Genomic DNA, 25,374 nt, shown 5'->3' with positions numbered 1-25,374 from the left:
CTGCGGAGCAAATCCACCTTGCTCCGCAGCAAAACAAAACGCCGCGGCTTGATGCCGCGGCGTTTTGACTGGGCGCTTGCGCGATCAGCGATCCAGCTTCGAGATCTTGGTGCCCGCGAGCGACACGCCAGCCATCAGACCGCCATTGTTCATGACGAAGCCCACGACCGGCTGCTGGGCCGTGTTGGTGTCGATGCGGCCATTGGCGCCGATATTGACCACCGCCACCGTGGCGTCCGCGCCAACGGTCCAGCCGCTGCTGTTGCGGAACTTGTTCAAGGCGTCATCCGTCATGAAGAGCAGGATCATCGCCTTCGATTGCGCGCCGGCCTGGAAGCCGATCGAGCCCGCCGTCGTGCTGTAGTAGCCGGCATTCGCGCCGTTCACGCGCAGCACGCCCTTGCCATGCTCGGCGCCGACAATGAAGCTGCCGCTCAACACGTCGGGGAACACCAGCACGCCCTTGGCGCGCGCAACCAGGTCCTTGGACTGGGGAGCGGCTTCATACAGCTTGGCGAGCGTGGCATTGGCCGCGCTGTTCATCGATTGCCGCTGCTCTGCCGTCGAAGCGGCCGGAGACTTGGAAGGCGTGGTCGTGGTACAGCCTGCAAACAGAACGCCGGCGGCGCCGATTGCAATCGCCATGCCGGTGCGGCGCAGAACGGGATAAGCGTCAAACATGGAACTCTCCTTTTGTTGTCATGCATGAACAACTGTACCGGGCATTCCACGTCCGACAAGACACATGAATGTGATAAACGAAACAAAACACTAGCGAGCGCTAGAGAATTCCGTATCGGGGTTCGCCGGTGAACTCGTCAACGGTCCGGATGCCCGAGAGCACCAGCTCGGCATGACGCCGCGCGGCGGCAGGATCGTTGAAGGTGACGAAACGGGGCAGCGACCAGCGCTGCGCGGCGGCCTCGTTGCCCTGCCGACGGACCATGATTTCGATAGCCAAAACCCCGGTTTCCAAGTCCACCACTTCACACTGCACTTGAAAACCGTTGATATGACGCTCTGGCCACCCGCTCATGCTGCACCTCTGAATTCCGACTAACGGGCCGCAATATGCACCAAACAAAAAGGCTTGGAAAGCAGAGTTTTTAAGGGGTAAAACAGTACTAATTCGCCTAGTGCGAAGGCATCTTGAAGTTGAAAAAATCGGCGCTAAAAACCCGCATTTTTGCCCTCATCGCCGAATTGGCGAACCGGCGCATAATGTCAGGCCACTGCGCTGCGCGTAATTGATTGCCCCTACCGGCTCACATTCAAACCTGCCATCGACCCCATGAACAAACCCGTCTTCGAACCTGATACCGCTCCGCTGGAAGTCTTGCCGCGAGACCTGTCCGCCTATCGCGAGGGCAACACCGGCATCCCCTACGTTCATCGCTTCGACTCCGGCAAGCCCGGGCCGCATGTGCTCATCAACGCCATCACGCACGGCAACGAGATCTGTGGCATGGTGGCCGCCACCCATCTGCTGGACACCGGCGTGCGCCCGAAGATCGGCACCTTGACGGTCAGCTTTGCGCACGTCGAGGCCTACGAGGCTTTCGACATCGACAGACCTTACGACAACCGCCAGCTCGTGCACAACCTGAACCGCATCTGGTCGGCCGCCATGCTGGACGGTGCGGAAGACAGCCCGGAACTGCGCCGCGCCCGCGAGATGCGCCCTGTCCTGGACGCCGCCGACTTCGTGCTGGACATCCATTCCACGCGCGCCCCGGTGCAACCCTTCTGGGTCTACAACGAGATGGACCGCAACACCGCGCTGGCCGCTGCAGTCGGCTCGCCGCAGGTGCACCTGGTCATGCCGCAAGACAAGTTTCCGGGCACCGGGGTCATGGGCTACGGCCATCATGGCGACCCGCTGTCCGACAGTGGCGGTGCGCTCGTTGTCGAATGCGGCCAGCATTTTTCGCGTTCTGCGGCCGAACTCGCCACCGACGTGACCTTGCGCTTTCTCGCGCATCTGGGCCTCATCGACACGCCGGCCGGCACGCCAGCCCCGCCCACCCCGCAGCGCTATCGCCTGCTGGAGGTCCACATGGTGAAGTCCGAGGACTTCACCTTCACGCGTCCGGTGATTGGCTTTGAGACCTTCGACAAGGGCGAACTGATTGCCATGAATGGCACGGAAGAAATCCGCTCCCCGTGCGATGCCTGCACGATCTTCATGCCCACGCGCATGCCCATCGTGGGCCGCGAAGCCGTGTATCTGACGCAGGCGATCTGACGCCTGACATCGCGTGACCAAGCGACGCGGGCGCCGCACGCATGCGCCCGGCTCGCCGCGCATACCGGGCATCAAGCGCCTTGCGCCTGATGCCCGCCGAATCCTCAAAGATCCGGAATCAGGCGCTTGCCCATGCTGATCACCGCATCCTCCTGAAAGCCCAGGCTGTCGTAGAAGCGCTTCACCGCGACGTTCTCGGAACGGATCAGCAGATTGATCTTCGGGCACCCCATCTCAAGCAGCTTGCGCTCGACCGCCCTCATCAGCGCCGAGGCGAAGTGGCGCCGCCTATGCAGGGGCGAAACGGCCAGATAATTGATCCAGCCACGATGGCCGTCGTAGCCGCCCATCACCGTCGCGACAATGGCGCCATCCCATTCACCCACCAGAAAGAGATCGGACTGCACCGTCAACTTGCGCGCGATGTCCTTGCGCGGATCGTTCCACGGCCGTGTCAGACCGCAGGCTTGCCACAACGCGATCAGCGCGGTTTCGTCGGATGCCTGAAACGGCCGGATGGCGAGGTCTTGCTGAGACATGCTTCATTCCTTGTGATGAAAGAACGAAGGCTTGCGATACGCCCCGGATGCAAAACGCAATCAAACAAAAAAGGCCACGAGGGGTATCGTGGCCTTCTGGGATAAGCGCCGCATAACCGGCGCCCGAACACGGCTAGCCACTCAACGGAGACGTCGAGTGATTCGTCGGAAATCTGCGCGCGATGCGGCAGCGAGGTGTGGTGCGTTCATGCGCTGCAGCTTACACGAGGCGCCCTGCCGCCCGCAAACCCCGCACCGCCTTGTCAATCGGTCGGGGGCGCGGGCAGTGTGCCTTCCATCACCACCACCGCCTGTCCGGCCACGTTGGCCCACACGCCGTCTTCCCGCGGCTCCGCATGCGCCAGCAACAGGCTTGCACGTCCCATGTCAACGCCCTGCCCCACGCGCAGCCGCAGGGCGCCCTTGCCCGCAAGCGAGGCGCGCAGCGCCGTGACGGCCGCCGTCGCACTGCCCGTGGCGGGGTCTTCGGTCATGCGGCTCGTCAGCATCCGCGCCTGGATATCGGTAGGCGCATCCATCGCCTCGCTTGCCGTGTCGGTGGTGTAGACATAGATGGACTTCGCGCCCAGTTGCGGCATCAAGGCCGCGTAGCCCGCCGCATCGGGCGACGCGCGGCGCAGCGCGTCGCGGCTGGCAACCTGCACCACCAAGAACGGCAAGCCCACCGACGCCACCATCGGCGCGTGCGTTGACACCATGATGTCCGCGCAATCCAGACGCAGCGCCCTGGCCACCGCGTCCAACGGCGCCTCGCTGCCGCGCGACAGCGGCTGCGGCGCGCGCAGCTGCGCACCCTGCAGGCCGTGCTCCCCGTATGTCAACGCAATGCGCACCAGGCCAGCTTCTTCCTCGAACACGAACGCCTGCGGCGCCGGCAACCCGGCCGCGATCTGCTCGCGCGCCAGCACGACCGCAGTGCCCACATTCGGATGGCCGGCAAACGGCACCTCGCGATCCGGCGTGAAGATGCGCACGTGCGCGGTATGGGCACGGTCTTGCGGCGGCATCACGAAGCTGGTTTCCGAATAGTTGAATTCGCGTGCGATCCGCTGCATCTGGCGCGCGTCCAGACCCTGCGCGTCCAGCACGACAGCCAGCGGATTGCCGAGGTAAGCATGGCCGGTGAACACATCGGCCGTCACGTAGCGGTAGCGCATCCAAACATCCTCAAGATCCACCCGACACGGGCGGCAAGCCCAGATTGTGCGTGCCGCGGCGCGAACGTGAAAAGGCACAGAGCCGCGAAATTGCACGCATAACAGACGCCTTTCGACACCAAGGAAGACGTGGCCGCCATGACGGCCGCACCGCCCCGCTTGGTGCGCCAACACTATTGAAAATCACAGGTCGCTGCGGAATACTTTGCGTCCCGACCAACTACTTTTGGAGGAGGTTGCAATGCAACGCGAAGACATCCAAAAGCTGGGCGCACAAGCAGCCCGAGACGGTTTGACCCTGTGGGATTGCCCGTTCTATCGCGCCGCCGCCATGCCGGGCCATACCGGCGAATCGATCTCCGAGTGGAGCGACAAGGTCGAAGCCTGGGAAGCCGGATGGATGGAGGCAACGGGCGGCGGCCAAGCGCCCCCTGGCGGCCGTTTCCGCTACGTGCCGCGCGCGATGGCGCGGCTGTGCAATTGACTCGTTGACATGCGCCCCGCCTCCGGGGCGCTTTGCATTTGGCATGGCGAGCAAATGTCGCGGTGCAGATACGAAACCGGGATAAATGAATCGGCCCCGTTTTTATCGACATATACTGTACATTCATACAGTATTTTTAGTTTCATCATGCGATGCACCGTCATCCGAACCCACACCCTGGGCCGGAAGCGCAACGACAACGATCCCGCCCCTGCAGTGACCGGGACGGTCCGCATGTATTCCATCATGCGCGAGGACATGCGCCGCTACATCAGCGTCATGACGCTGGACACCCTGGCCAAGTTCGGCGCGTCGCAGAAAGGCCCTATCCCCGATCTGCTCGAGCCCGAACTGCTCACCTTCGGATCCGATCGCGGCATGATGGTCTGCGGCTTCGAGGAAATCGACGGCAGGCGCTATTACCAGGGGTGGTGGATGCAGTGGGTGCATCTGTAGCCGCGTGGCAAGGCCGTGCGGACGATGATCCATCCCGCTATTTCTGCGCGTAACTTTTCTGGACAAGGATGGCGATCGCGCTCATCTTTTGGCTCAGGACCTTTCCCACGAGGAGGCGCGAATGGATGACCCCGTTCACAGAGCCGGCCAGGAAGCCGCCAGATATGGTGTGCCGCTATCTGCCTGCCCCCTCATGAAAGAAACCAACATGCCCAGCCATACCGGCGAATCGCTACCTGTTTGGCGCGCCAGATTGTCCTCGTGGCAGGCCGGCTGGCATCAGGAAAACGAAGCCCGCCTTGCCGAGCTTCGCCGCCGCCGGATATTGCAACAATCGCTGGACTGATCACGTCTGAACCGCTGCCGGGAACGGGGTTTGCTGGAACCCGATTGCCGCAGCGGCGTGATTGTCATTCGATCAAGTAGAGGGCGGCTCCGCACACTCCCTCCCTCTAGCCGCTGCGGCCCTTTCCGCCGCTTCAATTTCTCCGCGCTGTCCCCGTCAAGCGCGCTTGCTGCGCGAGCGCATTACAGTTCCCGGATGATCTTGTACCCGCAGCGCACGCATACATGGCCGTTGTAAAAGCGATCGCCCATCGATGACGTTGCGCCCACGACGTTATTCGAGTCACGAGACGACCCTGAGACCAGTGCTTTCGCCTTCGGCGGCGCGGTGCCGACCGCCGCGGTGTCAAACACCGGCCGGAAGTCGTGACTGAACAAACGCCCGGCCAGCCCTTTGCAGCGCATCGCTAACTCCTGAACTGACGCGGCACAGCCAGCGCCTTTGCAAGAGCGCCGACTGCTGCAGTTTCAAGAACCATGCATGCGATTGACCGTTGGACCATTCGATCGCCCCGTCGATTGATAACCTGGCCAATATCCGGAAATACAAAAGGTGTGTCGATAGGAACAATATGAATTCTCGCCCCGCCTCTTGAAATACATCACTCGTCGCGATCGTGTCCCGCAGCGGCCACCGCGATGGGGTAGGCCGAAATCCGCGATCGAGATACACTACCGGGCTGGGTGTCAGGCGAATTCCTTCGCGCTGGCAGGTCAACGCGCTGGTCGGGCCGCCACGCAGGAGCCCGCGCGTCCATGCAGCCCAGCATCCCCCATGCCCTCGACATCGCAGCCGCCATCATCTTTGCATTGGCGCTGATCCACACCTTCACGGTCAAACAGTTCGAGCGGCTCTCCCACCGCTATCCCCGCCACGCCGGCCTGTTTCACCTGCTCGGCGAGGTCGAGATCGTCTTCGGCTTTTGGGCCTTTGTGCTTCTGATCGTCATGGCGATAGTCGCCGGTGGAGATCAAGCGCTCGCCTACGCCGAGTCTCGCAACTACACCGAACCGCTCTTCGTATTTGTGGTCATGGTCGTGGCGGCATCCCGCCCGGTCCTCCAGACGGTCATGGTCGCCGTCAACCTGATCGCAAAGAACCTGCCCTTCCATACCTCCGTCGCCACCGCATGGCTGGGTCTTGCCGCGGTTCCGCTGATGGGATCCCTGATCACAGAGCCGGCCGCCATGACCATTGCGGCCCTCATGCTTGCCCCGCAATTGTTTCGGCCGTCGGTTCCGGCCGTTCCCAAGTACTTCGCGCTTGGCGTGCTGTTCGTCAACATTTCGATCGGGGGAACACTGACCGCCTACGCCGCGCCCCCCGTTCTGATGGTCGCGGCCACCTGGAATTGGGACTCGGCGTTCATGCTGGCCACCTTCGGCTGGAAAGCCGCCATTGCCGTGGTCGTGAACGCCACCGTGGCCACGTTCATGATGCGCAAGTATCTGCTTCAACTGCCGGCCGAAAGCATGACCCGGTCCGAGCGCCCTCCCGTGCCGATCACCGTGGTCATCGTCCACTTGGTCGTGCTGGCCGCGGTCGTTGCCCTGGCGCACCATCCCGTCGCGTTTCTTGGCTTGTTCCTGATGTTCCTGGGATTCACGCAAGCCTATGAGCGGCATCAGAATCCGCTGATCCTCAAAGAGGCGCTGCTCGTTGGCTTCTTCCTGGCCGGCCTCGTCATCCTGGGAGGCATGCAGGCGTGGTGGCTGCAGCCCATCGTCTCCAGCCTGGAACCCATCGCACTATTCTTCGGATCCCTGGCGCTCACCGCGATCACCGACAACGCCGCACTGACCTATCTGGGCTCGCTGATCGACGGCATCTCCGACGAATCGAAATACATGCTGGTGGCGGGCGCCGTCGCCGGCGGCGGCTTGACGGTCATCGCAAACGCCCCCAACCCTGCGGGCGTGGCACTGCTAAAGCGGGGCTTTTCAGACGAAACCATCAGCATCGGCGGACTGCTGCTCGGCGCGTTGGGCCCCACGGCAGTTGCGGCGGGCGCGTTGCTTTTGCTGTAGCGGGGATTTGGGTCGGTCATCGGGCCCGGTATTCGGGCCCGGTTATCAAACCCGATAATTTGAGCTCTGCAATTTGCAGCTCAAGAATAATGCCGAAGAAATGAGAAAGGCCGTTAGTGATTTCTCACTAACGGCCTTGGAACTACTGGTCGGGACGGCGGGATTCGAACTCGCGACCCCTTGCACCCCATGCAAGAGACAAAATAAAAATCACTGATATTTCAATAACTTAGGTGCTGCGCTCGCTGCAAACCGTGCTCAACACCGCCCTACGAAGTTCAACGAAGTCCCGCAAAAATCCCGCAGCGTGGGCGAACTGCGCTATAAGCCCAAATTCTACAGAGCGAAAGGGCTGGGCATGACGACCATGCTGGGATTTTCAAAGGATGAATGGGAAATTATTGGGGCGATCGCGACGTGCTTGAGTGTGGTGGTGACCGCCGCTGCTGTTGGCGTTTCGTTGTGGCTTGCCCTTCGACCAGATCGCTATTACATCGGCTTCACTGCCGGAATCCGAGTGATGGTCACACGCGGCGAGAAAGGGCCGACGCCTGAGTATCTGACTTTCCACGTGGTCAACAAAGGCCGGCGTCCCGCTAAGGTAACCGGGTTCGGTTGGAGAATGGGCCGCAGGGGAAAGAACGTGGGTACGTGGATACAACTGCTCGACGGCCCCCAAAATCCTCAATTGCCAAAGCTGATTGATGACGGCGAATATGCGCATTGGTTTGCCCCGCTTCAGACATTCCTGAACAGCAAGGGAAAATTTCAGCAATCCAACGGCCGAGTCAACTTCAATCAGTTCTATGCCGTGGCAGTGTTATCGACGGGCCAGGAAATCCGCGTCAAGCCCGAGCCAGCCTTGCTCACCCGCATTAAAGAGGCGAACGCGAGCAAGCGAGCTAAGGCGCAACCAGAGGCAGACGCCGCTTGAGTTTTGGAGGGATGTCTAAGTGCAGCCACTTCCAAACGCTGAAAAACGCCGAGCAGCTGCTCAAAAAGTTCGGCGTGGCCAGGCCGGGCGCCCTCGGCGAGTACGATATATGGCCGCGCCACGACACCATCGTAATCAAAAGCTCGCCTGTTCGAATCAGGAAGGCGCCACCGGAGAATTCAAGGTCCTCAGAGTAAGTGTGGGCTTTTTTTAGGTGCGTTTAGGACGAGATATTGGACAGTCTAATTTCCAGCCGCCATATAGTAGCGTGATAGGCAGATCTCCCTGTCACCAATCCATTCCACTTGATCTCAATGAACGATCTAATCACTTGGGCCAACCTCGGCAAGCTGGCAGTTGCAGGCGTCGGGGTGTATGTGATCCAGCCCGCCTTATTGGTACTTCGCGACGGCCTCCTTTGGAAGCTCATAGACAAGTTCGTATTGAATCAGCGTCTAGATGATGAAATCGACACCCTGGTTACGTCAGAATTGATGCTGTCGAATTTGCCGAAGACGAGCTCGGTGTCGTGGGTGTCTGGCGAGGCCGTTTGCAAGATCGATGGAAAGGTTGTCACCGCGCAGGAGGCACAAGACCACATGAACGCCTGGTCATATCACGGGCAGCGCGTTGAAAAGGCTAACGCCTTCGTGGCGACAAGACGTCGTAGGATCGACTGGATACTTAGGCACTACAAGCAACCTGAACAAGCTAACCCTGTCGACGAACGCCTAGCCGCCAGCAGGAAGTGGCGGCGGGAAGTGGAGGCTCGGCCTGTGCCTCTGCACGAACTGTGATGTTTCCCGCCCTTCCGGCAAGCTGGTCGCCACTCCGATGACCTGACCCCGATTCTGCTGCCATATACTGTATATTCATACAGCAAAATCGCAACAGAAGCATGCTTTGCTCCGTCGTCCGCACCCACTACCTAGGCCAGAAGCGTCGAGACAACGACCCTCGCCGGCCGTCCGGGGCACCGTTCGCATGCACTCCATCACTCGCGAGGACATGCGCCGCCAAGTGCGCGTCATGACGATGGACGGCCTTGCCAAGTTTGGCGCGACCGAGAAAGGCCCGATTCCGGGCCTGCTCGAGCCCGAGTTGCTCACCTTCTGCTCGGACAGGGGGATGATGGTCTGCGGCTTCGAGGAGATCGACGGGCGGCGGTACTACCAGGGCTGGTGGATGCAGTGGATTGGTACCGATACAGTCTAGCCACTCGTCTCCCGTTCAATGGGGGCTCATCGCCTCGTCGAATGGCGTCAAACCCAGCCTCAGCCGCACGAATTGACGGGCATCGCACCAAATTCCACGGGCTCCATGTATGATCGGAAGTTACCCTACATTGGGGCGAAGCCACCGCGCGCCGCCCACGGATTGCCAATACATGCTTGTCTCAGCCAACATCATCCACTTTCGGACCTGCCGCAACGTTAGCCTTACGGGACTAGACGAGATGGTCGTCTTGCTCGGTTACAACGGCGCAGGCAAGACCAATATCCTGCACGCGCTCCTCTGGGCTGCACAAGGTGGCTTACCTGAACTCCCTGCGCTGAAATCGGACGAAGGGCACGTCCAGCTAGAGATCAGTCTCGGCTCGAAGCAGTATGTCTATGAAGTGCAGCGCTGGGAAGATTTTGAAGAGGTTGATGGTAATTTCGAATTCACCAATCATGTCCGAGAACGGCTGGTTGTAGAGGACGGTAATACCGTCACGTCTTTATTCGACCGTGAGGATGCCACGCTTTCGGTGTTCGGCCAGGAGACTTTGACAATTCCCCCGACCGCTGGCGCGATTCAAACGATTCTATCGTTCTACGGCGGACACAATGCACCCGTGCTGAAGGCTGAACTCGACACGCTGTCTGCATTTCTCGAAGGCATCAAATACTATCCACTTCGACCGGCCGACCTGTCCCCAGGGGGCTCATCCAGGATGTTTAGCTGGATGGAGTACACCTCGTGGAAGAAAATTGGCAAGACGTCGATCGATAGTGATCTCGAAGCGAACTTGCTGCTGCTTGATGCATGGTTAAACAATCGAGATAAATTTGACGAATTCGCCGAGATTCTCGGTCCTTCCTCCCTTGGAGTCATCGATCGTATTCGAATAGTTCGCTACGTACCCACTCAGGAGAAAACCGGCGAATCAGCTTCGTATCGTGTCGATTCTTCTGAAGTGTCGGCTAACGACGTTGCAAAAACCAAAACGATATTTTCGGTTGGATTCTATCCTGCTCAGTGTGAGGAGGCTGTACGCTTTCGAGACCTATCAATGGGCACTCAGCGCATTGTTCAATTGATGGCGCACATGATCTTTGATTCGTTTTCGATCGCTCTTGTTGAGCAACCGGAAGACGGTCTCCATCCAGCTATGCTGCGTAGGGTGATGTCGATTTTGGACGCTTACCGGGATAATCTCCAGTGCATCGTCACGAGTCACTCGCCAGACGTATTCAATATGACCACGCCTGAAAACGTAAGAATCGTCGAGCTACGTGAGGGTCACTCGTCCGTCACTCCTTTAACCCAGAACCAAATTGCGCAAGCCCGTCGCTACCTCCAAGACGAAGGTACGCTTGCCGAGTATTTGGAGTCGCTCTGATCGTGTACGGAATCCTGGCTGAAGACGATTCGGACGTCAACACACTGAAGACCTTCATTCGACGTCTCAACAAGAAAAGCACAGCGCCCAGTTTCCGGGCAAAAGGTTACCGCGGCTGCGGAGACCTATTGCGAAAAGGGGCTCGCGATCTTCGAATGCTCGCCGAGGAATGTACGCGGTTTGTCGTTTGCTACGACTCGGATCGCGACGATCAGGACGAGAGACGACAATCTGTGATGGACAAGGTGATTATTCCAGCCAATCTGACTCAGCCCACATGCGTATTGGTTCCGGTCCAAGAAATTGAAGCGTGGTTGCTATCAGATCTTACCGCTCTAGCTAAAGTTATCCCCAGATGGAGGGGAAACAACCGCGAAATTTTGCACCCGGAAAGCCAGAACGATCCAAAGGAAGCACTTGAGGCGCTAACGAGGGAGCGTGGTCGCCCACTATATGTGAACACGATTCACAATGCCAAAATCGCGGAGCACATTGACCTTGAAACAGTCCATCGCAAGTGTCCATCATTCCGCCCGCTCGGGATGTTAGTGCAAAACGGTGAAGGCAACACCGTCCGGTGAGCATGCCGCTCAAGTCATATTCGAACCGTGTGATTTGTAAGGGCAGCGTGGTCAATGTCTGTACTTCCGCTGTTGGAAGGCGTGTTCGTTATACGAAATCGAGCCCTGCTCGCAACTTCAGGGTTGGTCAGTTCGCGGACTATTCCTCACCTTGTCATACGCGCGCTCGCAAGTTAGCCCGGCGATTCGGGCAGTGTCCGCAATTCCTGCGAGCTCCTCAGCTCGGAGGCTAACCCGTCCGAGCATGTGGGCGAGCAGATCGACGGCGTCGGCTCCTGCCGGGCTTCCGTCGGTAAGGGTGGGATCGCGACCTGCTGCGGCGCTAACCAGCGCGTCGGCGCGCTCGAGCAACCCGCGGCGCTCAGCGCGAGCGCGAGCAGCGTCCCCTGCCGCAGCAGCGGCCATTTTTTGTGCGTCATTTCGCTGTTTCTCCACGGCATGGGTGCGCCGTCTTTCTTCGGTTCTTGCCGCCTCGATAGCGGCGATGGTGGCCTGCGCTTCGTCGTCTTTTGCTTTTGCATAGTCGCGTTCGATACCGGCGATTTCAGCGTGATATCGCCAGCCTTGCGCGGTCCAAGCTGCACCGCCCACCAGCAATGCACCACCTGCCGCAGCGGCCACATACCCCCGCCAGCCGGTCATCAGCTTCAGAAGCTTCGTACCGGCGGCCATCATGCTGCCGCCTTCCAGCCGCGCGGCAACTGGAAATGTGGTCCGTCCTTGAACGTTTTCCAGTCCCCGCCCCACTCCACCGGCACGCCCAGCTCCGCGGCGCAGGCCTTCACCACGTCGGCCAACTCTTTGAACCTGGCCCATTCGTTCCACGGAATGGCGCCACCGACAAGCGGCGCCAGATCGACGGCATGGACGTAGCCGTCGGGCTGCTTGAGGTGAAGGCCGTTCAGCGTCTGGCTCTTGCCTGCGGCGACCAGCTCGCGCTGGCGCTCGGGCGTCCGCAGGCCTTCGACTACCGTGAAATCCACCGCAGTTCTCTGAATCGCCAGTTTGACGATTTCGACAAGCTGGGGGTGTACCCCCTCCAGGCGCTGCAAGCTGCGCGCCGACAAGGTGAATCTGGACATAGTTGCTCCTCAAAAAAAAGGCGCGCCCGTAGGCGCGCCGTTGCTCAGAAAGGTTTGGGTGCCATCACGGGCGTGCGGCCCGCGCATGTTCGTCCGCCAGCATCGCCAGCCGGTTGCGCGCGCGGTACAGCAGATCCAGCTGAGCGCGCTTCTCCTCCGGCTGCAGGTCGGCGCGCTCCAGTGCTTTGATCCTGGTGTTCACGTCCCGCAGTTGGCTATCCGCAGCCTTGAACAGAGCGCGCACGCGTAGCTGGTCATCGCCGGCCAGCTCGCGCGCGCGCTCCAGGTCGCCCAGCTCCCGGGCCTGCGAATACGCCGCATAGACCTGGTTCACTTCCCGCAGCTCGTCGTAGAAGCGCTGGATGTACTTGCTGCTTCGTGGGTCGGCCTCCTTCACGAAATCGCCTACCAAGAACCAGTTGTCTACGCGGCCAAGGTCGCGGCGGGGGTTCTCCGGCAAGCCCGACAGCGGCCGTGCCAGATAGTCCGATACGTTCAGCGCCTGGGTGCCCAGCCAGCCGAAGTACCCGCGCGCCAGGTGCTCGATCCGCTGTGGCGAGACACCCAGCGCCCGGCCCAGCGCCACCGCGCCGGCGGAAGTTGATGCCGTGAAGCGATCGCCAGCTGGCAGGCGCTGCTGGCCCACGCTGTCGATGTCGCGCTCGCGGAAGGAGTCATAGTTGAACGCCGCTTCCATGGCGGGTTTCACCAGTTGAGGCACAGGGTTCATGGATAGCTGCTCCGTCAGGATGGCGCCCACCGTGCGCCCAAAGTCGCCCAGGCGGAAATCATCACCACCAAACGCCAGCTCGGTGCCGCGCTCGACCACGCTGCCCAGGGCACCAATTTCGAACGGCTTGGGGATGTAGACGAACTGGTTGGTGCCCGGCAGCTTGGTGATCCAGAACGTGTTGCGTGCCCTGTCCGGCAGCTGCTTGTAGTCGTCGTCGTCCTTCATGCCCAGGTAGAGCAGCGCCGACGCCATCGCGACCGCGCCCGTCACCGCGGCAAAGCGCGCGGGGTCGGCGGCAGCGCCGCGCCCTAGCTTGTACATGCCCTTCAGGCGTGCGTTGAAGAACGGCACGACCTGGGACAACAGGCGGATTGCCGAGAACGTGCCGCCGGCGGTGAAGTCCATTAAATCTCGCGCGGCGTAGCCGGCCTCCAAGTGGCTGCGCCCGGCTTTGCGCGCCTGCTGGTAGATCGCCGCGCGGTTGATCGTCTCCGCCCTGTCGCCGGTTTCCTGGTACCAGTCGAAGGCCTTGCGCAACGCACGCCCCATACCGGCGGGCGACGTGATGACGTCGTCGAGGTGGGCGCCCAGCTCGTCCACCAGACGCTTGACGTTGCGGGCGTGCCATCGTTGAAGGATCCGAACCGGACTGCGCCGCCGCCCGCCATCAGCCGGCGCCAGGTGTCACTTTCGGACCCCGCCGCCTTCCAGCCTTCGGCCAAGTTGCGCAGCGGGTTGACGGACAGATTGCTGTCGATCGACATGGCCTGGATGGTGTCGCGCAGCAGGTTGCGCACGTGGAACGTCGGGCTGATCGTCACGCCCACGGTCAGGGCCTGCTTGAACCTGCGGGCCGCCTTGGTGAAGGGGTCTTGGCCCCCACGTGGTGCAGCGCCGTCAGCGCGTTCATCACCAGCGGATCGTCCACGAGGTAGTGACGCTCCTGGCCGTTGAACATGGCCCGCACGCTCCCGCGCTCCGCTTGGCGCACGCGCGAGACAATGCCCAGCTTTTCCGCCTCCTGCAGGGCGCCCTGCGCTGCCAGGTTCTTTATGCTGGCCGAAAGCAGGTGGGACCAGTTCGACACCGTGTTGGCGACTAGGTCGCCCAGCTTGTCGGTGCCGACCTTCAACCGCTTGTAGGCCTGCTGGCCGACCAGGCCGCCAATCTGGCCGGGCCCATCGTGCCGGTGGCATCGTCCTCCATGACGCGGTAGAACAGGACGTAGAACTCCTCTCCCACAATTGGCGGGCGCTAGGATCGACCAGGCCAGCCTCCTGCGCAACGTCCCCCATCGTTCCTGCAGGACAGGACTGACGAGGCTCTGCGCCACACGCTGACCATCCTGCGCCGAGTCATGGCGACGGGCACGCCCAAGGATCAAGGGAACTTGCTCATGCAGCCTTGCATCAAGTTCTTGATGAAAGGCCCGCGCGTGTGACCACCACGACTGAATAACGCCTTGTCCCTGCCCAGCCCGACCAAGGCTCCGACCGTTGCGTTTACCGCGCGCGGACCGCGCATCAGCGACTTTGGCGCGACAACGCCCAGGCACGTGCCTTTATTGGCCGCGCACCAGTTGCGCCCGTCTCCAGGCGACCAACAGGGCGACGGCCTTATGCCGTAATTGCTGCGACAGAGCCTTATTGTTCGATGCAGCCTCAAGAAGACCTGCAATTTCTGCATCGATCGGAAATCCTTCCTCCAACCAGGCGATAGCGAGAGAGGGCCAATAGTCCGAAAACCAATGCGGGCCCAAGCCTTCAACGACCATCAACCGGTCTGCTTTACCGGCCTCTTGCGCAACGGCGAGCCGGCTTTCAAGGCCAGTCACAAGCGAGGGGTTCCTATCCATGGTGCCCGTCCTTTCTGAATCCAGCATCCTAGCCCAAGGGGGCTGGTCACGGACGCGCGTCGTGCGCCGGGGGTCTGTGAGGGAGCAGAAGACAGCGCCGTCGCGCGGGACGCCAACTTCAAGGCACGGTAAAAGAGGATCAGATAAATGTTCCCGCGAGGCAGTGAGCCGCAGCGCAATGGAAGAAGGATCACGGCGCTGCGCCGCACCCGGGATTTGCCAGCCTGCGGGTGCACGATTTGAAGCACACGTTCGGTAGGCGCCTGCGCGCGGCGGACGTGCCCGAGGAGGATCGCAAAGCGTTGCTGGGTCATACAGACGGCAGCATCACCTCGCACTACTCAGCGGCGGAGCTTAATAAGCTGATTGAGTATGCAAATCGCATTGCAGCAACCGACACGCGCAGTCCGGCGTTAACGATGCTCAAGCGACGGGTGGCTTGAATGGGGATGTCCCCACAAAAGTCCCCACAATGAGAAAGGGGGTTAGTGATTACTATCACTAACCCCCTAGGGTATTGCTGGTCGGGACGGCGGGATTCGAACTCGCGACCCCTTGCACCCCATGCAAGTGCGCTACCAGGCTGCGCTACGCCCCGAAAGAAAAAGAGTATAGCAGAACTAAAAAATGTTTGCACGCATTGGTGCAAAAAAAGTGCTGAATACCGGAAAAAATTTTGCGCTTTGCGTTCGCCGTTCACATCAGTGCAAAGTGATGAAGCGGCGCGCGCGAAGCGCAAGGCAAGACTAGCTGCAACGCGCGCTGCCATGATGGCGGTCGCGCGTCGCGGGCACTGAAATCAAAGTCTGGATTGCAACCGATGCGTCGCGAAGGAAACGGCTCAGGCAGTGGGCGCGGTCTGCGTCGTCGCAGCAGCGGCGGGCTTGGTGACCGTCGTTCCCAAGGCTTCGGCGAGCATCGCCGACACGTTGCCGAGTTCCGCGCGCAGCGACTGCATCTCGGTGCCCGACAGGCGCACGGCGGCGTCCTGGTCGTGCGGCACGTCGCGCGCATCGCCCAGGCGATTGCGCGCGCCGCTGATCGTGAAGCCTTGTTCGTAAAGCAGCGAACGGATGCGGCGGATGAGCAGCACTTCGTGGTGCTGATAATAGCGGCGGTTGCCGCGGCGCTTCACGGGCTTGAGCTGAGTGAATTCCTGTTCCCAGTACCGCAACACATGAGGCTTGACGCCACACAGGTCGCTGACTTCGCCGATGGTGAAGTAACGCTTGGCGGGAATGGGCGGTAAGGTAACGGTGGATTCAGTACGTGTCATAAGCGGATTTTATGCGCGCGATGCGTGGTGCGCCGATAACAATTACCGACAAAGCGTATCACTCCGCGGCGTCGGGCGTTGTAGGAACGGCCTGCTCGACCACGCTCTTGAGTTTCTGGCTGGCGTGGAAGGTGACGACACGCCGCGCCGCGATGGGAATGGTTTCTCCGGTCTTCGGGTTGCGGCCAGGGCGCGGCGGTTTGTCGCGCACCTGGAAGTTGCCGAAACCCGAGAGCTTGACGGAATCACCGCGCGCCAGGGCGTCGCGGATTTCCTCGAAGAACGTATCGACAATGTCCTTGGCTTCGCGCTTGTTCAGGCCGACCCGCTCGAAAAGCAGCTCGGCCAGCTCGGCCTTGGTGAGGGTGCGTTGCTCGGCAAGCATACTGGTCCCCATGTTCAGCCACGTTGGCGCGCGCCGTGCGCGGCAACCAGGGCTTCCTTGATGCGCGCGAGGCAGTCGGCCACGCGGGCTTCGTCCAAAGTGACCTCAGTGTCCTGTAGCCAGAAACGGAACGCAAGGCTTTTCTCGGCGACCGGTTCGCTGCCTTGCGCCTTGTCGCGCCACACGTCGAACACGCGCGCATCCTGCACAACGGCCAGTTGCGCATCGGCCTTGACGGCCTTGGCGACGGTATCGAGCATGGATTGGACCGTCACATCCTCGTCGACCCACAGCGCCAGGTCGCGCACCACGACGGGCTGGCGCGAGAGCTCGCGCACCTGCGGCAATTCGCCTTCCGACAGCGCGTCCACGTCCAGCTCGAAGACCACCGGCGCATGCGCCAGGTCGGCCTGTTGCGCCCAGCGCGGATGCAATTCGCCGATCCAGCCCACATGCTTGCCGTCCAGCATGACGCGCGCGCCACGGCCGGGATGCAGCGCGGGATGCGCCGCAGCCTCGAAGCGCAGACGGCGGCCGCGTGCGCCAAACAGCGACTCGACGTCCATCTTGACGTCAAAGAAGTCCACCTGGCGCGTGGGCACGCCCCACTGTTCTTCCGCCGCCGGGCCCCAGGCTGCGCCCGCGAGCTTCATGGGCTGGCGCACGCCCGCCACTTGCAGCGGACCGTCCTCGGCCGACGCATCGCGGAAAAACACGCGTCCCAGTTCGAACAGGCGAACGCGCGATTGCTTGCGGTTGGCGTTGTGACGGATGTTGGCGACCAGGCCGCCGATCAGGCTGGAACGCATGACCGACAGATGGCTGGCGATCGGGTTCACAAGCCGCACGGGGTTGTCGTTGCCCGCGAAATCGCGTTCCCAGTCGGCTTCGACGAAGCTGTAGTTAACGACTTCCTGGTAGTCCTGCGCGGCCGCAAGACGGCGAAGCGCATGCGCGCCGCGTCGCACTTCGGGCTGCGAGAACATCTTGGCGCGCGCCATCGGCGGTACGTCGGGGATGCTTTCAAAACCGTAGATGCGAGCCACTTCCTCGATCAGGTCTTCTTCGATTTCCAGATCGAAACGGTACGACGGCGGATTGACGATGAAGTCGTCGCCCTCGACCGCGTAGTCCAGGCCCAGACTGCCGAAGATGGTTGCAACCTGCTCACGCGTGACCGGCACGCCCAGCACGCGATGGCAGCGCGCCAGGCGCATGCGCACCGGCGGACGTTGCGGCAGATTGACGATCTGGTCGTCGATGGGACCCACCTGGCCGCCGCAGATGTCGACGATGAGGCGGGTGATGAATTCAATGTGCTCGGGAATGCTGGCGTAGTCCACGCCGCGTTCGAAGCGGTGGCTGGCCTCGGAGCTGAACTTGAAGCGGCGCGCACGGCCGGCAATGGCTTGCGGCCACCAGAATGCGGCTTCGAGATAGATGTTCTGCGTGTCCAGCGTCACCGAGGTGGCTTCGCCGCCCATGATGCCGGCCAGGCTTTCGACCTGATCGCCCGCGACGACGACGCCGACCTTCGGATCGAGCGCGACGGTCTGGCCGTTCAAGAGTTCAAGCGTTTCGCCTTCACGTGCCCAGCGCACGCTGATGTCGCCGCCGATCTTGTCCAGATCGAACACGTGCGACGGGCGGCCGAGTTCAAGCATGACGTAGTTGGAGATGTCGACGAGCGCGGACAGCGAGCGCTGGCCGGCGCGCTCAAGGCGCGTCTTCATCCACTCGGGCGTTGCTGCGCGCGCGTTCACGCCGCGAATGACGCGGCCGCCGAAACGGCCGCACAGGTCGGGCGCTTCGATCTTGACGGGCAGGCGCTCATCGAGCGTGACGGGCACGGCAGCGGCGGTCGGCACCGACAGCGGCGCGCCAGTCAGCGCGGCCACTTCGCGCGCCACGCCCAGAATCGACAGGCAGTCGGCGCGGTTGGGCGTCAGCTTGAGTGTGAACAGCGTGTCGTCCAGGTCCAGCGCTTCGCGGATGGATTGGCCGGGCACCATGTCCGCGGGCAGTTCCAGGAGGCCCGCGTGGTCTTGCGACAGACCCAGTTCGCGCGCCGAGCACAGCATGCCGGAGGACTGCACGCCGCGCATCTTGGCCACGCCGATCTTCATGCCGCCGGGCAATTCCGCGCCCACGCGGGCGAGCGGCACCTTCAGGCCGGCGGCCGCGTTGGGCGCGCCACACACGATCTGCAGGCGTTCGCCCGAGCCGTCGTCGACCTGGCAAACGCGCAGCTTGTCGGCGTCCGGGTGCGGGGCGATTTCGACGATGTGCGCGACGACCACGCCGGAGAAGGCGGGCGCGGCGGGTTCGGTTTCTTCGACTTCCAGGCCGGCCATCGTGAGCCGGTGCGCGAGTTCATCGGTTGCGATCGGAGGATTGACCAGCGTACGCAGCCAGGATTCGGGAAATTGCATGATCAGCCGTCTGTTATTCGTTGAACTGGCGCAGGAAGCGCAAATCGCCTTCGTAGAACTGGCGCAGATCGTTGACGCCGTAGCGCAACATCGTCAGGCGCTCGAGTCCGGAGCCGAAGGCAAAGCCGATGTAGCGCTCGGGATCCAGCCCGAAATTGCGCACCACCTGCGGATGCACCTGGCCAGAACCGGAGATCTCCAGCCAGCGGCCGCGGTTGGGACCCGAGGTGAACATCATGTCGATCTCGGCGGACGGTTCCGTGAACGGGAAGAACGACGGGCGGAATCGCACGACCAGATCGTCGCTTTCAAAGAAGCAACGCAGGAAATCGGTGTACACGCCCTTCAGATCGGCAAACGAGATGTCCTCGGCGATCCAGAGCCCTTCCACCTGGTGGAACATGGGCGAGTGCGTGGCGTCGCTGTCGACGCGATAGGTGCGCCCGGGCGCGATGACCTTGATGGGCGGCTTGTGCATGCGGGCATAACGCACCTGCATGGGGCTGGTGTGCGTGCGCAGCAGCAGCGGCAGACCGTCCGCGTCGTTCATGTCGACGTAGAACGTGTCCTGCATCGAACGCGCCGGATGGTCCAGCGGGTTGTTCAATGCGGTGAAATTGGTCCAGTCGTTTTCCACTTCGGGGCCGTCGGCCACGTCAAAGCCAATGGAACGGAAGATTTCTTCCACGCGTTCCCAGGTCCGGATCACCGGATGGATACCGCCCGGCGCGCGACCGCGGCCCGGGAGGGTGACGTCAATGGTTTCGGATGCCAGGCGGGCATCCAGCTCCGCCTGCGCCAGTTCGGCACGGCGCGAGGTCAGAAGCTCTTCGATCTTCTGCTTGGCCTGGTTGATTCGTGCGCCGGCCTCTCGCTTCTGCTCGGGATCGAGCTTGCCCAGGCCTTTGAGCAGCACCGTCAAGGCGCCTTCCTTGCCCAGGAAGCGAGCTTTTGCGTTCTCAAGCGCGGCGGCATCCGTAGCCGCGGCGAACCGTTCTTGCGCCTGGGCTACCAGGTCGTCAACCAATCGAGTCATGAAATCCAGCCTTCAAAACGCAAACGGGGCCATTACAGCCCCGTTTGCAGCGATGCGCGATGAGTTAAAGCGCGCGATCAGGCAGCCAAGGCAGCCTTGGCTTGCTGCACGATGGCGGCAAAGCCGGCCTTGTCGCGCACGGCCAGATCGGCCAGGACCTTGCGGTCGAGTTCGATCGAAGCCTTCTTCAGGCCAGCGATGAACACGCTGTAGCTGACGCCATGCTCACGGACGGCCGCGTTGATACGCGTGATCCACAGAGCGCGGAACGTACGCTTCTTGTTGCGGCGGTCGCGGTAGGCGTATTGGCCAGCGCGCATGACTGCTTGCTTTGCAATACGGAACACATTACCGCGGCGGCCACGGTAACCCTTGGCGGCGGCAATGACTTTCTTGTGACGTGCGCGGGCAGTTACGCCGCGTTTGACGCGAGGCATAGTAGATCTCCCTTAGATCAAGCGAAAGGCATCATGGCCTTGACGGAGGCCACGTTGGAGTCATGAACCGCCGCAGAGCCGCGCAATTGACGCTTGGCCTTGGTGGTCTTCTTGGTCAGGATGTGACGCTTGAACGCCTGACCACGCTTGATGGAGCCGCTGCCGCGCACCTTAAAGCGCTTGGAGGCGCTTTTCTTGGTTTTCATCTTGGGCATGATGATTCCCTAAACTAAAACACACATTGTTGATTTACATGACGCCAGGTGCTTGGCGCCAAAGACGCCAAAACTTGTAGACCTGTTGCCACTTCTGGGGGGTTCGCGAAATCTGAAAAGCCGGCTCCGAACGAAATGCATCCATTCGATAAAGCAGCCGGCCAGGCGGTTTCGCGATTGTTTCCCGAAGGCGGACAAAACTGACCCACATCCGGAAAAGCCTTTGATTATATGGTGATTTCCTGGACTTTGTCGAGTCAGCGCGTACACCGGGAACAACGGGATCGCAGGGCCGACGCCGCCCGGGGATCATACCCCCGTACGCCGGTATTGCACCGCCTGCGCGACATGACTGGCCGCCAGCACTGCCTGGCCGTCCAGATCCGCGATCGTGCGGGCCACGCGCAGCGCCCGGTGCATCGCCCGCGCCGAGCCTGTCAGGCGGCGCATGGCCTGCTGCAGCAGCGTCTGGGCATCGGCATCCATCACGCAGAATTCGTCCAGCTCGGCCCCGGCCAGCCCGGCGTTGATCTTGCCCTGGCGGGCCATCTGGCGTTCACGGCAGCGGACCACGCGCTCGCGGACGGCTTGCGACGATTCGCCGGGCGGCGCGGTCATCCAGGCGGGATCGGACGGCGGCAGGGCCACATGCAGATCGATCCGGTCCAGCAGCGGTCCCGATATCTTGCCCGCATAACGCGTCACCTGATCCGGCGTGCAGGCGCACGTGCGCGCCGGATGGCCGCGCCAGCCGCAAGGACAGGGATTCATGGCGGCCACGAGCTGAAAACGGGCCGGAAACTGCGCGGCGTGCAATGCCCGCGAGATGACCACCCTGCCCGCCTCCAGCGGCTCTCGCAGCGCCTCGAGCGAGCGGCGGCTGAATTCCGGAAGCTCATCGAGGAACAGCACGCCGTGATGCGCCAGACTGATTTCACCGGGCCGCGGGCGCCCGCCGCCGCCGACCAGCGCGGCTACCGACGCCGAATGGTGCGGCGCCCTGAACGGCGGCTGCCCGGTGAGCATATCGGGCATTCCGGCCATCGTCGCCACGGCCGCCGCTTCGAGCGCCTGATTGCGCGCCAGCGGCGGCAGCAGGCCCGGCAGGCGTGCGGCCAGCATGCTCTTGCCCGCACCGGGCGGCCCCAGCATCAACAGGCTGTGGCCGCCCGCCGCCGCGACTTCAAGCGCCCGCCGCGCGCCCGGCTGGCCCCGCACATCCGATAGACAGGGGACGGGCGCGGCGGGCGGCCACGGCGCGGGCACGGCAATGGGAAGCAGGCAGACGCCCGCTGCGTGGGCTGCCACGTCCGCCAGGCAACGGGCCGACAGCACACGCAAGCCGGGAACCCAGGCGGCCTGCTCGGCGCTGCCGGCTGGCAGGATAAGCGTGGCGTCGGGCGCGTCCCCGGCGACGCTCAGGGCGATCACCAGCGGCGCGGCGACGGGCACAAGCGCCCCGGTGAGGGAAAGTTCGCCTGCAAGCACCAGCCCGGCCAGCGCGGGATCCGGTGCGCCGGCCGGCGCGTTGTCTTGCGCGGGGGCAGCCAACTGCCCGGACGCCAGCAGCACCCCCAACGCAATCGGCAGATCGAAGCGGCCGGACTCCTTGGGCATGTCCGCCGGCGACAGGTTGACGGTGATGCGCCCCGCCGGAAATTCGAAACCGCTGTTGATGATGGCCGCGCGGACCCGCTCGCGGCTTTCCCGGACTTCGGTGTCGACCAGCCCGACGACGTTGAAACCCGGCAGCCCGGGCCCCAGGTGCGTTTCCACGCGGACCGCATGGGCATGCATGCCGCAAAGGGCCCGGCTGGCAAGTACAGCAAGCGTCACGACGGTCTCCGGATGGTTCGGGCCGCCAGTATCCGCAAAAAACAAACGGCCGCGGGAAGCGGCCGTGACAAAACGATCTCGCGCAGGGCCCGCGCAAAGCGGGCGCGCGGGGCTTGCTTACTTGTCCAGCCCGGTGGCCGGCCCCTTGTCCAGCCCGGTCAGGCGCTGTTCCATCTGCTGCACCTGGGCAGCCAGTTGATCGACGCGGGCGCGCGTGCGGGCAAGCAGATCCGCCTGCACGTCGAACTCTTCGCGGGTGACCAGATCCAGCTTGGAAAACGCCTGCGTCATCATGGCGCGCACATTGCGCTCGACGTCAGCCGCCGGGCTGCGCGCGATCAGGTCGGAAATGTTCTTCTGAAGGTCTTCCATCCACTGGGTGCGATTGTTCATAGTTGCCTCTCGATGTTCCGAATGCCTCAAGTGTAGTGCGTTGGTTGCCGGGTTCAGGCCGCCCCGCTTGCGCCGCCGCAAAAAAAAAGGGCGGGCCGCATGCGGTGACCGCCCTTCAAAGCACAGGAGAAAACCGGGCTGCCTGACGGCAACCCCCTACCAACACCACTAGCCTTGCCGCCGGTCGCTGAGACCGCGCTGTGCATCGGTCGTTTGCCCGATACACGTCCTGGTTTCGATTCTTCTCGACCCCACCCCTGCCAACAAGCCGATCGGTGTAAACCCTCGTATCAGGCTCGCCCCCCAATTTGACGCGCTTTGGGGCAAACGCGGTCGGCCCCGAAACCCGCGCTGCATGCGCGGAGCCGCAGCCGGTAACGCTGAGCGGCCTGCGGAGCCGGCGCAACGCACGTGCCGATGCGGCGGCACGCACGCGGACATGCCGGACACGTCCGCATTAAATGGCTACAAATCCTTCGTGCGGCATACATCTGGTTGCATGACGGTGATACCCATTGTTGCGCACCAAAAAGAGGCCGCTCCACGGTGCATTGCGCACCATGATGGTGCCTTCCCGCACAACATTTGCGCCTTTCCCGGCCATCCCCGGCGCTGTCCAACATGGCACGGATATTGCTTTAACCACGGTGCGTGCAACCATGAGAGGAAATGCCATGAAACTCATCATCGCCATCATCAAGCCCTTCAAGCTCGACGAAGTGCGGGTGGCTCTGTCCGGGATCGGGGTCCAGGGCCTGACCGTTACCGAAGTCAAAGGCTTTGGCCGCCAGAAGGGCCACACCGAACTCTATCGCGGCGCGGAATACGCCGTGGACTTCCTGCCCAAGCTGCGGGTCGAGGCCGCCGTGCCCGATCACCTTGTCGATCAGGTCATCGAAGCGATCGAACAAGCCGCCCGCACCGGCAAGATCGGCGACGGCAAGATCTTCGCCGCCCCCCTTGAACAAGTCATCCGTATCAGAACTGGCGAAGCCGGCGAAGCTGCGCTGTAAATAAATAAAGCCTCAATGGAGCCTGAAAATGGATAAAGCAGATATCTCCTGGTTGCTCGTCTCTACCCTGCTTGTATTGATGATGGCCGTACCCGGCCTGGCCATGTTCTACGCCGGCCTGGTGCGCAGCAAAAACGTGCTGTCCGTCTTGCTGCAAGTGTTGTGCACGTTCGTGCTGGGCCTGGTTCTCTGGTTCATCTATGGATATTCCCTCGCATTTACCGAGGGCAACGCCTTCTTCGGCGGCCTCTCACGCGCCTTCTTCTCTGGCATGTTCAACCCGGCAGACGGCACGTACGCCATGTCGAACACCCTGACCGAGCTGCTGTTCGCCTCGTTCCAGGCCACGTTCGCCGGCATCACCTGCGCCCTGGTGGTGGGCAGCTTTGCCGAGCGCGCGCGCTTTTCGGCCGTGCTGGTGTTCACGGTGATCTGGTTCACGTTCGCCTACATCCCCATCGCGCACATGGTGTGGTTCGCCTCTGAAACGGCGCCCGGCCTGTTGAATGCCCAAGGCGCGCTGGACTTCGCCGGCGGCACCGTGGTGCACATCAACGCCGGCGTGGCTGGCCTGGTTGGCGCCTACGTGGTCGGCAAGCGTGTGGGCTACGGCCGCGAAGCCATGCAGCCGCACAACCTGCCGATGACGTTCGTGGGCGCCGCCCTGCTGTGGGTGGGCTGGTTCGGGTTCAACGCGGGTTCGGCCCTGGCCGCCAACGAGAACGCCACCCTGGCCTTCTTCAACACCATGATCGCCACGGCGGGCGCCGTCCTGGCCTGGCTGTTCACGGAATGGGCCATCAAGGGCAAGCCCTCGATGCTGGGCGCCGCGTCGGGCGCCATCGCCGGGCTGGTCGGCATCACTCCCGCCGCCGGCCTGGTCGGTCCGGTGGGCGCCCTGATCATCGGCGTGGTTGCCGGCGTGGTCTGCGTCTGGGGCGTGAATGGCCTGAAGCGCCTGCTGCGTGCTGACGATGCGCTGGACGTGTTCGGCATCCACGGCGTGGGCGGCATTGTCGGCGCCCTGCTCACCGGCGTGTTCAACGCGCAGGTCTTCGGCGGCCCCGGCCTGGCCGAGCCCGGCATGATCGCCCACCAACTGTGGGTGCAGCTCGAAGGCGTCTTGCTGACGGTCGTTTGGTCTGGCGTGGTGGCATGGATTGCCTACAAGATTGCCAACGCCCTGTGCGGTCTGCGTGTACCGGAAGACCAGGAGCGCGAAGGCCTGGACGTCACCAGCCACGGCGAATCCGCCTATCACAGCTAAGTTGCTGCGACGCTCCCGC

31 protein-coding genes and 1 tRNA gene are annotated in these 25,374 nt (G+C 62.3%); 13 read left to right on the top strand and 19 right to left on the bottom strand.

All coding sequences use genetic code 11. From position 1 onward, the window contains the following. Positions 1 to 84: 84 nt before the first annotated feature. Positions 85 to 681, bottom strand: a complete 597-nt coding sequence (locus tag LN047_RS09630) for a YSC84-related protein (RefSeq protein WP_062841872.1) — start codon at positions 679 to 681, stop codon at positions 85 to 87. Positions 682 to 781: 100 nt separating this feature from the next. Continuing rightward, positions 782 to 961: a hypothetical protein gene (locus tag LN047_RS09625; protein WP_227741207.1), complete on the bottom strand. Its 180-nt coding sequence runs from the start codon at positions 959 to 961 to the stop codon at positions 782 to 784. A 330-nt stretch (positions 962 to 1,291) separates the two neighbouring features. Between LN047_RS09625 and LN047_RS09620 the strand changes: the two genes are divergently transcribed. Next, positions 1,292 to 2,245, top strand: coding sequence for a succinylglutamate desuccinylase/aspartoacylase family protein (locus LN047_RS09620; RefSeq protein WP_056315919.1), 954 nt, complete (start codon positions 1,292 to 1,294; stop codon positions 2,243 to 2,245). 104 nt (positions 2,246 to 2,349) lie between these two features. Here LN047_RS09620 and LN047_RS09615 read toward each other — a convergent pair whose 3' ends face one another. After that, a complete protein-coding gene (locus LN047_RS09615) occupies positions 2,350 to 2,784 on the bottom strand; it encodes a GNAT family acetyltransferase (RefSeq protein WP_373981602.1) in 435 nt (144 codons plus the stop codon). Between the two features lie 263 nt (positions 2,785 to 3,047). Then, the gene (locus LN047_RS09610) at positions 3,048 to 3,962 is read right to left on the bottom strand and encodes a PhzF family phenazine biosynthesis protein (protein WP_373981601.1); all 915 of its coding nucleotides are present in this window, start codon (positions 3,960 to 3,962) and stop codon (positions 3,048 to 3,050) included. A 241-nt stretch (positions 3,963 to 4,203) separates the two neighbouring features. Between LN047_RS09610 and LN047_RS09605 the strand changes: the two genes are divergently transcribed. The 3 genes from LN047_RS09605 to LN047_RS09595 all read left to right on the top strand — a co-directional run bounded on the left by LN047_RS09605 (position 4,204) and on the right by LN047_RS09595 (position 5,248). Beyond that, positions 4,204 to 4,446, top strand: coding sequence for a CrpP-related protein (locus tag LN047_RS09605; RefSeq protein ID WP_152383971.1), 243 nt, complete (start codon positions 4,204 to 4,206; stop codon positions 4,444 to 4,446). Positions 4,447 to 4,680: 234 nt separating this feature from the next. Continuing rightward, complete coding sequence (locus LN047_RS09600) at positions 4,681 to 4,902, top strand: hypothetical protein (protein WP_056315910.1); 222 nt, start codon at positions 4,681 to 4,683, stop codon at positions 4,900 to 4,902. A gap of 121 nt (positions 4,903 to 5,023) precedes the next feature. Beyond that, positions 5,024 to 5,248 (top strand): CrpP-related protein, encoded by a 225-nt coding sequence (locus LN047_RS09595; RefSeq protein WP_373981600.1) that lies wholly within the window; start codon positions 5,024 to 5,026, stop codon positions 5,246 to 5,248. A 182-nt stretch (positions 5,249 to 5,430) separates the two neighbouring features. Here LN047_RS09595 and LN047_RS09590 read toward each other — a convergent pair whose 3' ends face one another. After that, complete coding sequence (locus LN047_RS09590) at positions 5,431 to 5,652, bottom strand: hypothetical protein (RefSeq protein ID WP_373981599.1); 222 nt, start codon at positions 5,650 to 5,652, stop codon at positions 5,431 to 5,433. A gap of 351 nt (positions 5,653 to 6,003) precedes the next feature. Between LN047_RS09590 and LN047_RS09585 the strand changes: the two genes are divergently transcribed. The 6 genes from LN047_RS09585 to LN047_RS09560 all read left to right on the top strand — a co-directional run bounded on the left by LN047_RS09585 (position 6,004) and on the right by LN047_RS09560 (position 11,395). Beyond that, a complete protein-coding gene (locus LN047_RS09585; protein WP_373981598.1) occupies positions 6,004 to 7,275 on the top strand; it encodes a putative Na+/H+ antiporter in 1,272 nt (423 codons plus the stop codon). A gap of 358 nt (positions 7,276 to 7,633) precedes the next feature. After that, positions 7,634 to 8,209 (top strand): hypothetical protein, encoded by a 576-nt coding sequence (locus tag LN047_RS09580; protein WP_373981597.1) that lies wholly within the window; start codon positions 7,634 to 7,636, stop codon positions 8,207 to 8,209. A gap of 314 nt (positions 8,210 to 8,523) precedes the next feature. Then, positions 8,524 to 9,006 (top strand): hypothetical protein, encoded by a 483-nt coding sequence (locus LN047_RS09575; protein WP_373981596.1) that lies wholly within the window; start codon positions 8,524 to 8,526, stop codon positions 9,004 to 9,006. A gap of 187 nt (positions 9,007 to 9,193) precedes the next feature. Further along, complete coding sequence (locus LN047_RS09570; protein ID WP_373981595.1) at positions 9,194 to 9,424, top strand: hypothetical protein; 231 nt, start codon at positions 9,194 to 9,196, stop codon at positions 9,422 to 9,424. Between the two features lie 172 nt (positions 9,425 to 9,596). After that, positions 9,597 to 10,814: an AAA family ATPase gene (locus LN047_RS09565; protein ID WP_373981594.1), complete on the top strand. Its 1,218-nt coding sequence runs from the start codon at positions 9,597 to 9,599 to the stop codon at positions 10,812 to 10,814. A gap of 2 nt (positions 10,815 to 10,816) precedes the next feature. Next, positions 10,817 to 11,395 (top strand): DUF4276 family protein, encoded by a 579-nt coding sequence (locus tag LN047_RS09560; protein ID WP_373981593.1) that lies wholly within the window; start codon positions 10,817 to 10,819, stop codon positions 11,393 to 11,395. Positions 11,396 to 11,512: 117 nt separating this feature from the next. Here LN047_RS09560 and LN047_RS09555 read toward each other — a convergent pair whose 3' ends face one another. The 5 genes from LN047_RS09555 to LN047_RS09535 all read right to left on the bottom strand — a co-directional run bounded on the left by LN047_RS09555 (position 11,513) and on the right by LN047_RS09535 (position 15,065). Beyond that, positions 11,513 to 12,070, bottom strand: coding sequence for a DUF2514 domain-containing protein (locus tag LN047_RS09555; protein WP_373981592.1), 558 nt, complete (start codon positions 12,068 to 12,070; stop codon positions 11,513 to 11,515). Next, a complete protein-coding gene (locus LN047_RS09550; protein ID WP_373981591.1) occupies positions 12,067 to 12,477 on the bottom strand; it encodes a M15 family metallopeptidase in 411 nt (136 codons plus the stop codon). The genes LN047_RS09555 and LN047_RS09550 overlap by 4 nt, the downstream gene beginning before the upstream one ends. Positions 12,478 to 12,541: 64 nt before the next feature. Continuing rightward, positions 12,542 to 13,810 (bottom strand): LPD38 domain-containing protein, encoded by a 1,269-nt coding sequence (locus tag LN047_RS09545; RefSeq protein WP_373981590.1) that lies wholly within the window; start codon positions 13,808 to 13,810, stop codon positions 12,542 to 12,544. 229 nt (positions 13,811 to 14,039) lie between these two features. Next, positions 14,040 to 14,342: a hypothetical protein gene (locus tag LN047_RS09540; RefSeq protein WP_373981589.1), complete on the bottom strand. Its 303-nt coding sequence runs from the start codon at positions 14,340 to 14,342 to the stop codon at positions 14,040 to 14,042. A 429-nt stretch (positions 14,343 to 14,771) separates the two neighbouring features. Next, a complete protein-coding gene (locus LN047_RS09535) occupies positions 14,772 to 15,065 on the bottom strand; it encodes a hypothetical protein (protein WP_373981588.1) in 294 nt (97 codons plus the stop codon). Between the two features lie 230 nt (positions 15,066 to 15,295). On the opposite strand from LN047_RS09535, the gene LN047_RS09530 reads away from it, so the two are divergent. Then, positions 15,296 to 15,508: an integrase gene (locus LN047_RS09530; protein WP_373981587.1), complete on the top strand. Its 213-nt coding sequence runs from the start codon at positions 15,296 to 15,298 to the stop codon at positions 15,506 to 15,508. 78 nt (positions 15,509 to 15,586) lie between these two features. Here LN047_RS09530 and LN047_RS09525 read toward each other — a convergent pair. From LN047_RS09525 to LN047_RS09485, 9 genes are all read right to left on the bottom strand, one after another. Further along, positions 15,587 to 15,663: transfer RNA gene (locus tag LN047_RS09525), tRNA-Pro, on the bottom strand. A gap of 243 nt (positions 15,664 to 15,906) precedes the next feature. Further along, the gene (locus tag LN047_RS09520) at positions 15,907 to 16,341 is read right to left on the bottom strand and encodes a MerR family transcriptional regulator (protein WP_152383968.1); all 435 of its coding nucleotides are present in this window, start codon (positions 16,339 to 16,341) and stop codon (positions 15,907 to 15,909) included. A gap of 58 nt (positions 16,342 to 16,399) precedes the next feature. Next, positions 16,400 to 16,738: an integration host factor subunit alpha gene (locus LN047_RS09515; RefSeq protein ID WP_081101104.1), complete on the bottom strand. Its 339-nt coding sequence runs from the start codon at positions 16,736 to 16,738 to the stop codon at positions 16,400 to 16,402. A gap of 2 nt (positions 16,739 to 16,740) precedes the next feature. Then, entirely contained in the window at positions 16,741 to 19,158 is a 2,418-nt protein-coding gene (pheT, locus tag LN047_RS09510; RefSeq protein WP_279990414.1) for a phenylalanine--tRNA ligase subunit beta, read from the bottom strand. A 13-nt stretch (positions 19,159 to 19,171) separates the two neighbouring features. After that, entirely contained in the window at positions 19,172 to 20,194 is a 1,023-nt protein-coding gene (pheS, locus tag LN047_RS09505) for a phenylalanine--tRNA ligase subunit alpha (protein WP_056315894.1), read from the bottom strand. Between the two features lie 77 nt (positions 20,195 to 20,271). After that, complete coding sequence (rplT, locus tag LN047_RS09500) at positions 20,272 to 20,631, bottom strand: 50S ribosomal protein L20 (RefSeq protein WP_006218741.1); 360 nt, start codon at positions 20,629 to 20,631, stop codon at positions 20,272 to 20,274. A 17-nt stretch (positions 20,632 to 20,648) separates the two neighbouring features. After that, the gene (gene rpmI / locus LN047_RS09495; RefSeq protein WP_008159912.1) at positions 20,649 to 20,846 is read right to left on the bottom strand and encodes a 50S ribosomal protein L35; all 198 of its coding nucleotides are present in this window, start codon (positions 20,844 to 20,846) and stop codon (positions 20,649 to 20,651) included. A gap of 309 nt (positions 20,847 to 21,155) precedes the next feature. Further along, complete coding sequence (locus tag LN047_RS09490; RefSeq protein WP_373981586.1) at positions 21,156 to 22,682, bottom strand: YifB family Mg chelatase-like AAA ATPase; 1,527 nt, start codon at positions 22,680 to 22,682, stop codon at positions 21,156 to 21,158. A 117-nt stretch (positions 22,683 to 22,799) separates the two neighbouring features. Continuing rightward, the gene (locus LN047_RS09485) at positions 22,800 to 23,075 is read right to left on the bottom strand and encodes an accessory factor UbiK family protein (protein WP_056315890.1); all 276 of its coding nucleotides are present in this window, start codon (positions 23,073 to 23,075) and stop codon (positions 22,800 to 22,802) included. Positions 23,076 to 23,749: 674 nt separating this feature from the next. Between LN047_RS09485 and LN047_RS09480 the strand changes: the two genes are divergently transcribed. Further along, positions 23,750 to 24,088 (top strand): P-II family nitrogen regulator, encoded by a 339-nt coding sequence (locus LN047_RS09480; RefSeq protein ID WP_006218735.1) that lies wholly within the window; start codon positions 23,750 to 23,752, stop codon positions 24,086 to 24,088. Positions 24,089 to 24,116: 28 nt separating this feature from the next. After that, entirely contained in the window at positions 24,117 to 25,355 is a 1,239-nt protein-coding gene (amt, locus tag LN047_RS09475; RefSeq protein WP_056315887.1) for an ammonium transporter, read from the top strand. Positions 25,356 to 25,374 lie beyond the last annotated feature (19 nt).

This window comes from Achromobacter sp. JD417, from assembly GCF_041879325.1.
Classification (GTDB): Bacteria; Pseudomonadota; Gammaproteobacteria; order Burkholderiales; family Burkholderiaceae_B; genus Achromobacter; species Achromobacter mucicolens.
Note: the sequence above shows the minus strand (reverse complement) of the source record. Positions and strands in the feature narration are given on the sequence as shown.